The organism is Rhodoferax sp. UBA5149 (assembly GCF_002413825.1).
Classification (GTDB): Bacteria; Pseudomonadota; Gammaproteobacteria; order Burkholderiales; family Burkholderiaceae_C; genus Rhodoferax.
In genome coordinates this window covers 2,356-12,338 of record NZ_DHXT01000153.1, presented here as the reverse complement: position 1 = coordinate 12,338, position 9,983 = coordinate 2,356, and the positions used below count along the sequence as shown (strand labels likewise).

The 9,983-nt window shown below is 58.6% G+C and carries 10 protein-coding genes and 1 pseudogene; 8 read left to right on the top strand and 3 right to left on the bottom strand.

All coding sequences use genetic code 11. The features are described 5' to 3' along the window. The 8 genes from B3V69_RS13415 to B3V69_RS13380 form a co-directional block, all read left to right on the top strand. Positions 1 to 486 (top strand): hypothetical protein (locus tag B3V69_RS13415; RefSeq protein WP_296447339.1); only part of this gene is annotated, 486 nt, incomplete at its 5' end. A 42-nt stretch (positions 487 to 528) separates the two neighbouring features. Continuing rightward, complete coding sequence (locus tag B3V69_RS13410) at positions 529 to 1,209, top strand: PilN domain-containing protein (RefSeq protein ID WP_296447337.1); 681 nt, start codon at positions 529 to 531, stop codon at positions 1,207 to 1,209. After that, complete coding sequence (locus B3V69_RS13405; RefSeq protein WP_296447335.1) at positions 1,206 to 1,853, top strand: hypothetical protein; 648 nt, start codon at positions 1,206 to 1,208, stop codon at positions 1,851 to 1,853. Before B3V69_RS13410 ends, B3V69_RS13405 begins: the two co-directional genes overlap by 4 nt. Next, entirely contained in the window at positions 1,850 to 2,287 is a 438-nt protein-coding gene (locus B3V69_RS13400) for a hypothetical protein (protein WP_296447333.1), read from the top strand. Before B3V69_RS13405 ends, B3V69_RS13400 begins: the two co-directional genes overlap by 4 nt. A 32-nt stretch (positions 2,288 to 2,319) precedes the next feature. Further along, positions 2,320 to 4,125 (top strand): pilus (MSHA type) biogenesis protein MshL, encoded by a 1,806-nt coding sequence (locus B3V69_RS13395; RefSeq protein ID WP_296447331.1) that lies wholly within the window; start codon positions 2,320 to 2,322, stop codon positions 4,123 to 4,125. Next, positions 4,125 to 5,069 carry an ExeA family protein gene (locus B3V69_RS13390; RefSeq protein ID WP_296447349.1) on the top strand — a complete coding sequence of 315 codons (945 nt, stop codon included), beginning with the start codon at positions 4,125 to 4,127 and terminating at the stop codon, positions 5,067 to 5,069. Before B3V69_RS13395 ends, B3V69_RS13390 begins: the two co-directional genes overlap by 1 nt. Next, on the top strand, positions 5,066 to 6,235 hold the full coding sequence (locus tag B3V69_RS13385) for a tetratricopeptide repeat protein (protein ID WP_296447329.1): 1,170 nt from the start codon (positions 5,066 to 5,068) through the stop codon (positions 6,233 to 6,235). Before B3V69_RS13390 ends, B3V69_RS13385 begins: the two co-directional genes overlap by 4 nt. 39 nt (positions 6,236 to 6,274) lie before the next feature. Then, the gene (locus B3V69_RS13380) at positions 6,275 to 7,513 is read left to right on the top strand and encodes an HD-GYP domain-containing protein (protein WP_296447327.1); all 1,239 of its coding nucleotides are present in this window, start codon (positions 6,275 to 6,277) and stop codon (positions 7,511 to 7,513) included. Positions 7,514 to 7,522: 9 nt separating this feature from the next. Here B3V69_RS13380 and B3V69_RS13375 read toward each other — a convergent pair whose 3' ends face one another. From B3V69_RS13375 to B3V69_RS13365, 3 genes and pseudogenes are all read right to left on the bottom strand, one after another. After that, positions 7,523 to 8,227 carry a glutathione binding-like protein gene (locus B3V69_RS13375; RefSeq protein WP_296447325.1) on the bottom strand — a complete coding sequence of 235 codons (705 nt, stop codon included), beginning with the start codon at positions 8,225 to 8,227 and terminating at the stop codon, positions 7,523 to 7,525. Positions 8,228 to 8,355: 128 nt separating this feature from the next. Further along, positions 8,356 to 9,606, bottom strand: a complete 1,251-nt coding sequence (locus B3V69_RS13370; RefSeq protein WP_296447323.1) for an acyl-CoA dehydrogenase family protein — start codon at positions 9,604 to 9,606, stop codon at positions 8,356 to 8,358. Positions 9,607 to 9,654: 48 nt separating this feature from the next. After that, positions 9,655 to 9,983 (bottom strand): annotated as a pseudogene (locus tag B3V69_RS13365) (phosphotransferase family protein); the annotation flags it as partial.

The following is a 9,983-nucleotide window of genomic DNA, read 5'->3' as shown; positions in this document are numbered from 1 at the left end:
TTGTTTTATACGCGGCGACTTGAGGTTCCAGCAGGATTTCTAGCGGAGTCCTGGGTCCATGGCAGCGATGAATCCGCCGGGCTCGTCAAGTCCTTCACCCCGGTCGATGAATACGTGCCCGACTACAGCGTTGGGGGTGTTTCCTATGGCAATGACTACTCCGACACACGCACTGCCCACACCGCATCGGTTGCTGGTGGTGGCGGGGATGATGACAAGGCGCAGCGCTTTTTGGTGGAGGTGCAGCGCTCACTGGATCTATGGGACCGGTCATGGTCCAGCATGCCGCTCAATGGCGTGCGCGTCTACGCTGGCGAGCGCAGTGAGGAATTGTCAAAATGGCTCGGGGCGCAGCTCGGACAGACGGTGCTACCCCTGGATGTCAATGCGCTGTTTCCCGGATTCGAGGATGGGTCGCTGGGCGACAAGGCGCTGTGTCTGCCTTTGTTGGGGGTTGTGATGCGGGCCGAAAGTCGCAAGCTCTGAAGTCACAATACCAGCACGATTATCCGGACACCTATTGCCACCATGCCCCAGCAAATCAACCTCTGCACCCCGATTCTGTTAACGCAAAAACGTTACTTTTCGGCTCAAACCATGGTGCAGGCGTTGGCCGTTTTTGTGGTCTTGGGAGGCGGCTTGTGCGCCTTTTGGGTATGGAGTCTCAACGTCGCCAGCGAAGGTTTCAAAAAAACCCTGGCGACGCAATCGCAGGAGCTTGAAAGCCTGCAATCCGCCATACAGCGCGGCAAGGCGGGTGTGGGGCCTGTTGACGCTGGCTTGACGCAAGATATTCAGGGTCGGCGCACTGAGTTGCTGCAGCGCGAAAAGCTGATGGAAGAGTTGCAGCGTGGTCTGTTTCGACCTGGCTGGGGGCATTCGGCCCGCCTGCAGTTGCTAGCCCAAAGTATTCCGCCGCAAGTATGGGTGACGGAGGTGAAATCCGATGAGAACCAGCTTGATGTCAATGGTTTTACGCTGGAGCCGGCCGCGCTCAACGACTGGGTGGGCAAGCTTGCGGCAAGTCCTCTCCTTAAAGGGCAAAAGTTATCAACCGTCAAGGTTGACAACGTCAGCGCCGCCCTGGTGAGAGCAGGGGCGGGCGGTGCGACGGTTTCCGCGCCATCAAACACGCCGAGCCCCGTGTGGTCCTTCAGTCTGGTCAGTGCGGTGGGCAACCCTTCTGCCGTAGCGGGGGGCAGGCCATGAAGCGCTGGTGGGAAAAGCAGTCTGCGCGCATTAACGCCTTGAGTCTGCGTGAGCGCGTGTTCTTGTTTTTATCGGTCATTGCCTGCTGCATGGCCTTGGCCGACGTGGTGTGGCTGTCACCGGCGCAGGTGGCGCACAAACAGTTGACCCAGCGTTTCGACAAACAAAGCGCCGAGTTGCAGCGCGCACGTGGCGAGTTGAAAACCATTGCCATGCCAGTCGATACGACCAAAGTGGCGCGCGATGAACTCGCTGCCGTGAAAAGCCAGATTGATACGGTGAACCACAACATCAAGGACATCTTGCCGACGGCGACTGAAGCAACCCCGCTCGCACAGGTGCTGGTTCACTTGTTGCGCCGCCATGAAGGATTGACCTTGGTGCGTACCTCCGTTGTTGCGCCTGAGGTCGCTGCTGCTAAAACCGCTCAAGCGGTTGACTCAGGTGCTGCTGCATTGCCTGTTGGGCTCACACGTCAAGGTGTGGAGTTGACGGTGTCCGGGTCCTACCCCGAGTTGATGCGATACGTTCAGACTCTCGAAAAAGCGCTGCCCAATGTGCGTTGGGGGGTCATGAAGCTAAAAAGTGAAAAACCGCCATCGGAATTGACACTGCAGTTGTATTTGGTCGGGGTGCAGCCATGATGAAACTTTGTCGATCAACTGCGGCAACGATGCTGGCGCGGGGCTGCGGCATTGCCGGGTTCATGGTCATCTCACTATTTTTCTCGTTCGGCCGGGTCGATGCGCAGGGTCTGCGTGACCCCACTGTGCCTCCGGCCGAGGCGGGGTATGCTGGCACTGCATCGGGTGAGAAATTCTTGGGTATTGAGCCGGGTGCCATGACGGTCATTGTGCGCAATGGACGCCCGTATTTGGTGGTAGGTACCCGTCTTTATGCGCAGGGACAAAAACTGGGCCAGGCGCGTATCGAACGTATCAGTGAGACCGAGGTCTGGTTGCGCGAAGGCGGCGTGTTGCGCAAAGTGCATCAGTTCCCTGGCATCCAGCGTCGTACGGTGGCCCCTTCCTCCAAAACACATTCTCCTGTCGCTCCTCGCGCCGACGTTCAACCGTGAGGTCTATCTCAATGACTCGAAAAGCCCCCGCCATGATTGATATTTTCCAATTCGCACAAACGGGGCGCGGTGGTTGGACGCGGTCGTTCTCATCGCCCGGTTTGTGTGTTGCGCTGGGCGTGGGTTTGCTCGCTGGCTGTGCCGCTGAACGGCCCCTGCGAACGCCTGATGTAGGTGCGGCGGTTCGCGCAGATTTGTCACCGGCCACTGTCGCCAAGCCGGTCGCCGTGCCCTCGCGTATCAGTGATGCGCTGGCAGAACCAGCGCCGCCCGTGGTGCCGCTGCCGCCTGAGCCCAGGCTGGACCTGCTGGTGAACAACGCCCAGGCACGCGACGTGTTTTTGGCGATTGTGGCTGACACGCGCTACAGCATGCTGATGCACCCGGATGTGGCTGGCACATTGTCGGTGACCCTGCGTGGCGTGACGGTAGCTGAAGCCCTTGAAGCGATTCGCGATGTGTATGGTTACGACTTCAAGATCGACGGTCGACGCATCACCATTTATGCGCCCACGCTGCAGACCCGAATTTTCACGGTGAATTATCTGAACTCCCAGCGTGTGGGTAACAGTGAGTTGCGCGTGTCGTCTGGTTCAACTCTACCGACCTCAGCTGCAGGTGGTACGACCGCGGGAGCGGCGACCCCTGCCTCCGGTAGCAGCCAGCAAGGAGAAGGCAGCCGCGTTGCGACCACTTCCAAGACTGATTTTTGGGCAGAGCTTGCCGGTGCTGTGCGTGGCTTGGTGGGGAGCGGCGAAGGTCGCAGTGTCATTACCAGTCCGCAGGCGGGCATCATGGCGGTGCGCGCCATGCCGGATGAGTTGCGGCAGGTCGACAAGTTTCTCAAAGCGGCGCAGATTGCGGTAGACCGACAAGTCATGCTTGAAGCCAAAGTGGTGGAAGTGGAGCTGCGCGACGGTTTCCAGAGCGGTATTGATTGGTCGGCGCTGAAAAATGGCGGAGGCGCAACCGGCGCCGCGGGCGTGCTCAGCGGCAACACGACCAGCAATACTTTGGTTAGTGGTGTTCAGGCGAATCTTCCTGGTTTTGCCGCAGGCACCGCATTGCTGGCCGACGGTATCGCGCTGCCGGCGGCAGGCACCGGCCTGTTCGGTTTGGCGTTGGCCAGGGATGGCTTTCAGGCCGTGCTGGGCTTCCTGGAAACCCAAGGTGATGTGCAGATTCTCTCGAGTCCGCGCATTGCGACTTTGAACAACCAGAAAGCCGTCCTCAAAGTCGGATCGGAAGATTTTTTTGTAACCAATGTATCCAGCGGTACGACTTCCAGTTCCACCACGAATTCGACCGCTGGCACGACAGCGCCCACCGTCACGTTGACACCGTTCTTTTCCGGCATTTCGCTGGACGTCACGCCCCAGATTGATGAAGGTAGCAACATCATGTTGCACGTTCATCCCTCTGTTACGGCTGTGTCGGAAAAAACCAAGCAGATTGATCTCGGCAGTTTGGGTAATTACCGTTTGCCGCTGGCGTCGAGCAGTGTGAATGAGACCGATACGCTGGTGCGTGTTCAGGATGGCAATATTGTGGCCATCGGCGGTTTGATGCAGATTGAATCCAATCGCAGTTCATCGGGCTTGCCCGGAACCAGCGATGTTCCATTTTTCTCCACCCTCTTGGGTAACCGTGCCAACACCGGGCGCAAAAAAGAAGTGGTGGTACTGATCAAACCAACCATCATCCGCACGGCGCAGGACTGGGAAGCACAAACCCGCCGCACGCGCGCGGCGCTGGACGACATGGACGTTGCGCGCGCGCGCGTGATTCGTCTCGATGGCACGGTGGAAGAACGCAAGCCAACAAGTCTTGTGAAGTGATGTATTCACGGCATTTTTCCTTGCGTGAGGCGCCGTTCTCCATCACGCCGGACAGTGCCTTTTTCTTTCCGCATGAAGGCGCACAGGCCGCGCTCAACATGTTGCTGGTTGCGCTACGCAGTGGCGAAGGTTTTCTGAAAATTGTGGGTGAGGTCGGTTGTGGCAAGACGGTGTTGTGTCGTCAGTTACTCAAGACGCTGCAAGGTGAGTGTGTGACGGCCTATATACCGAACCCGGACATGGGACCGGATGATCTGCTGATGGCCTTGACCCATGAGTTGGGTGTTGACGTGGCACCGCCCGTGAGCCGCCACAAAGTGTTTAACGCGTTGCGCGATTGCCTGTTGAAGCACGCCGAGGCGGGTCGTCACGTGGTGGTGTGCATTGATGAGGCGCAGGCAATTCCCTTGCGCACGGTGGAGAGTCTTCGCCTGCTGTCGAATCTGGAAACGGAAAAGAAGAAGTTGTTGCAGCTCGTTTTGCTGGGGCAACCTGAACTTGATGAAAAGCTGTCTCGCCCTGAAATTCGGCAGTTGTTGCAACGTATCACCTTCAGTGAATACCTGGGGCCCATGATGGCCCATCGGGTACCCGCTTATCTGGCGCATCGCCTGGCGACGGCGGCACTGAGTGACGTCACCGATACCCGGGTGTTTGAGGCCGATGCGGCGCAGTCAATTGCCCGTTTTAGCGGCGGCGTGCCGCGCCTCGTGAACGTGTTGGCGCACAAGTGCTTGATGTTGGCGTATGGCGAGAACGAGCACCGAGTGAAGGTGCGCCATGTCCGCATGGCCGCGTCCGAAACACCGGGCGTGCGGGCTCCGGTGCCGTGGTGGGTGTCGTCGTGGTTGGGCTGGAAGGGCGTCTGGCGCAGCACAAGGCCAGGAGCCACGAAGGCGGCGGTAAAGCAATTTCAGGATGAACATCCCGGAGGATCGCGGTGAGTGTGATCAACAAAATGTTGCGTGACCTCGACAGCCGGCAGGCTGCTGGCACGATTCCGGTTCGCACCGACGGATCGACGGCGGGGATTGCACGCGGTACGCTGGTCGTGAACGATTCAGACCGAACCAGGCGCAAGCGGGAAACCTCTCGCAACGCTGCTTTGATGGCGGCAGCGGCCATGGTGTTGGTTGGTGCGGCCGGGGCGTGGTGGTACCTGAATCAACATGTACTTCAGCAACGCAAGGTGGATCAGGTCAAGCCTGTCCCGGCATCTACGCCCGCACCACCGGTAACCTCAGTGGTGACAGTGGCTGCTCCTGCAGGTCAGCAAAAAGTGGCCGAAGCAGCCCCTGCTTCCAATTCGGGGCGTGCCACTGTCGATACAGCCGATGTGCCGCAAAAGGTTGCCATCCTGGCTCCTCCCATGATTGCAAAATTGCCTATGTTTGAATCGGGTTCGTCGGCAGCTGTTTCGTTGAAGATGGACAACACCTTCAAGAGTGTGCCGGGTCTGGATACAGCATCCAGGCCCAGTGGGGTTGGCATGCCACGCCCCTTGCCTGAGCGATCATTGACCGGACCGTCGCTGAATGAGCGGACCAGTGCTTTGGCCTCAACCGTTCCTGCCGCCGCCTTGGTGATTCCGCAAAGTCTCCCGCGCCCGTCGCCCGCCCTGGAAGCATTGGCACTGGCTCAGAGTCTGTGGAACTCGGGTTCTCACGAGGCTGCCATTGACCTCCTGGGCGAGGCGCTGGCTGTCGCCGAGCGGGCAAACCTGGCCGTCACGCCTTCTGGCAACAATTCAGTGCTTGCTTCGTTGGCCCGTGAACTGGCACGAATGGAGTTGGCAGACGGACGGGTGAGTCAGGCTCTGGAGATGCTCACCCGCCTGGAGCCAGCGTTGTCTGGTTTTGCAGATGTCTGGGCTATTCGGGGCAATGCGGCGCAGCGACTGGGGCGCCACCAGGAGTCTGCTGCGGCCTATTTAATGGCCCTGAAACTGCGACCTGACGAGCCACGCTGGATGCTGGGCGCGGCGGTATCGCTGGCAGCCCAAGGGCAAACTGCTGCGGCGGCGGAGCTGGCAGAGAAGGCCCGCGCCCACGGAGTGCTTACTCACGAGGTGGCCGCGTATCTGCGGCAGTTGGGTGTTCCATTGCGTTAGCGCTGACATATATACTTTGGCAAGTTCCTTCTACCGTCCATGCTCAAACGTATAAGTGTCAATCAACTCATCCTCGGCATGCATCTCAAGGAGTTTTGCGGTTCCTGGATGGAGCATCCTTTTTGGCGTACGAGTTTTCTCCTGACCGATCCCAAAGATATTGAAGCTATTCTGACCAGCAGTATCAAAGAGGTGTGGATTGACTGCGCCAAGGGACTGGATGTTGCCGCAGGAGAAATCGCTGTTTCCGAGGCTGAGTCCGAAGCCCAGGTGGATGCCGAGCTAGAACAGGTGGTCAACGGGCAACGTCAAATTGCACCGGTTTCTGCGGCGGTTGAAATCGAACGCGCGACCAAGATATGCCAGCGGGCCAAACAGGCGGTGGTCTCCATGTTTGAAGAGGCGCGCATGGGTAACACCGTGGACGTGGGGGGCGCGAAGCAGCTGGTCGAGGAAATTGCCGACTCGGTTGCCCGTAACCCGGGCGCGCTCATCAGTCTGGCCCGTCTCAAAACGGTGGACGACTACACCTACATGCATTCGGTGGCGGTGTGCGCCATGATGGTGGCACTGGCCAAGCAATTGGGTTTGGATGAAGCCCAAACGCGATCCGCCGGTCTGGCGGGGCTGTTGCACGATCTGGGCAAAGCCGTCATGCCAATGGCCGTGCTCAACAAGCCCGGCAAGTTGACGGATGCCGAGTTCACCGTCATCAAGAGCCACCCGGTGGCGGGGCATAAGATGCTGCTGGGCGGCGTCAATGTGGACCCCATGGCGCTCGATGTCTGTCTGCATCACCATGAAAAAACAGATGGCTCGGGCTACCCTGAGGGTTTGAAGGGCGACGAGATCAGTCTTTTTGCCAAGATGGGGGCGGTGTGTGATGTGTATGACGCCATCACGTCCAATCGTCCCTACAAGCTAGGTTGGGATCCGGCGGAGTCTTTGCGCAAAATGGCCGAGTGGGCGAACGGTCATTTTGATCCCCATGTTTTTCAGGCTTTCGTGAAGAGCATGGGCATTTACCCGGTTGGCTCTCTGGTCCGCCTGACCTCGGGGCGCATCGCTGTCGTGGTTGAGCAGACCGGCAAGTCGTTGACGACGCCCAGCGTGAAGGTGTTCTTTTCCACCAAATCGAATATGCGCATCGTGCCGCAGGTCATCGATCTGTCACGTCCCGACACCACAGAAAAAATTGCCAGCCGGGAAGATCCAGCCCAGTGGCGTTTCGCCGATCTCAATGCGTTGTGGTCAGGTTTGCCGAAAGGACCTTGGTGATTTTCGGTTTTAGCGTTTTTGATATTGCGTTTTGCCAAACAGGATGTCGCGCGCCTTGTCGTCGGTGATTGGCTTGCGCAGGTCGGCCAGCACTTCAACCCCGCGTTTGACGGCGGGTCGTTGCGCAATTTTGTCGAACCAGGCTTTGAGCTGCGGGTAATCCGCCCAGTCAATCCCCTGGTTTTGCCAGCTGCGCAACCAGGGGAAGATGGCGATATCCGCAATCGAATAGCTGTTGCCGGCCATGTACCGGTGGGTGCTTAGTTGCTGGTTCATGACACTGTAAAGACGCTTGGCCTCGTTGGTGTAACGGTTCACCGCATAGTCGATTTTTTCGGGTGCGTACAGCCGGAAATGATGAGCCTGGCCTAGCATGGGGCCGACACCGCCCATCTGGAACATGAGCCATTGCAAGACTTCGAATTTCTGGCGGTCGGTCTTGGGCAGAAGCTTGCCCGTTTTGGCCGCAAGGTACAGCAGGATGGCGCCGGACTCAAACAAGGCAATGGGTTTGCCGTCCGGACCCTCCGGGTCAACCAGTGCCGGAATCTTGTTGTTCGGGCTGATCTTTAAAAACTCGGGCTTGAATTGGTCACCCGCCCCTATGTTGACGGGATGGACTTGCCAGTCACGGCCGAGTCTGAGGCCGCACTCTTCCAGCATGATGTGAACCTTGTGCCCGTTGGGAGTGGGCCAGGAATAGACGTTGATCATGGGGCGCCTCTTTCAGGAAAAATATAGCGCTAGCCCTCGTGAACCATGCGCAAGCAGCTATAAAAATAATAGCATCGACCATCCTGTGGTCGATGCTGTGTCGTTTAGCTGGGGCGCGTCAGCGGCAGTTAGACTGGCTTGGCGTTGGCCGCATACTTGCCCAGTTCCATTTTGGCAATGGAATTGCGGTGCACTTCGTCCGGACCATCGGCAAAACGCAGCGTGCGGGCGTTGACATAGCTGTAGGCCAAGGGGAAATCATCACACATGCCGCCGCCGCCGTGCACTTGCATCGCCCAGTCGATGACTTGGCAGGCCATGCTCGGTGCCACGACCTTGATCATCGCAATCTCGTTTTTGGCAAATTTGTTGCCGGCGATGTCCATCATCCAGGCGGCCTTCAGCGTGAGAAGCCGGGCCATGTCAATTTTGCAGCGGGACTCGGCGATGCGTTCCTGGGTCACGGTTTGCGAGGCGACGGTCTTGCCAAAGGCGACCCGTGTGGACGCGCGTTTGCACATCAACTCCAGGGCCCGTTCAGCCAGACCAATCAAACGCATGCAATGGTGAATGCGTCCAGGGCCAAGGCGTCCTTGCGCGATTTCAAAGCCACGGCCTTCACCGAGCAGGATGTTGGAGACCGGCACCCGCACGTTTTCAAACAGCACTTCCATGTGGCCATGCGGCGCGTCGTCGTAGCCCATCACATTGAGTGCGCGCACGACGGTGATGCCCGGTGTGTTGGCCGGTACGATCACCATGCTTTGTTGCGAATGGCGCGGCGCGTCAGGGTTGGTTTTTCCCATGGTGATGTAGACCGCACAGCGGGGGTCGCCAGCGCCGGAGGTCCACCACTTGCGGCCGTTGATGATGTAGTCATCGCCCTGGCGCTCAATGCGGGTTTGAATGTTGGTGGCGTCACTGGAGGCCACTTCGGGTTCGGTCATCGCAAAGGAGGAGCGAATCTTGCCTTCCAGCAGGGGCTTGAGCCAACGCGCCTTGTTTTCTTCGGAACCATAGCGGGCGATGGTTTCCATGTTGCCGGTGTCGGGGGCCGAGCAGTTGAATACTTCGCTGGACCACATCACCCGGCCCATGATTTCGGCCAGTGGTGCGTACTCCTGATTGGTCAGGCCAGCGCCGGCATAGCCGGAAGCCGCGGCACTGTCCACCGGCAGAAACAGGTTCCACAAGCCGGCCGCCTGAGCCTTGGGCTTCAGGTTTTCAATGGTTTGCAGCGGTGTCCAGCGTTTGCCGGCGGCCGTATTGGCGGCAATCTCGGCGTGGTAGGCGCCCTCGGCTGGATAAATGTAGTCGTCCATGAACGCCTGCAGTTTTCCTTGAAGTTCTTTTGTTTTGGGTGAGTAGTCAAAGTCCATGGGAGCTCCGGTTGTGTCAGTTGAAAAAGGGATGGGTTGAAGGGTGGGTCATGCTTTTTGCGCAAATTTCCAGGCCATCTGGGCTAGGGGCCTGGCGCCGGCGCTTGAACTCGCGGCTTGCGCGCTGGCGGCGGTACCGGCTTCCACACGCTTGGCAATGCCTTGCAGAATGGCTGCAAGGCGAAACAGGTTGTAAGCCATGTAGAAATTCCAGTCAGCCTTGAGCGCGTCGGGTGTTGTCAGTCCGGTTCGTTCGCAGTACAGGCGGATGTACTCGTCTTCCGTGGGAATGCCCAGGCTGGCGACATCCAGCCCGCCAATGCCGCGGAATGACCCCGGTGGAATGTGCCAGGCCATGCAGTGGTAGCTGAAATCGG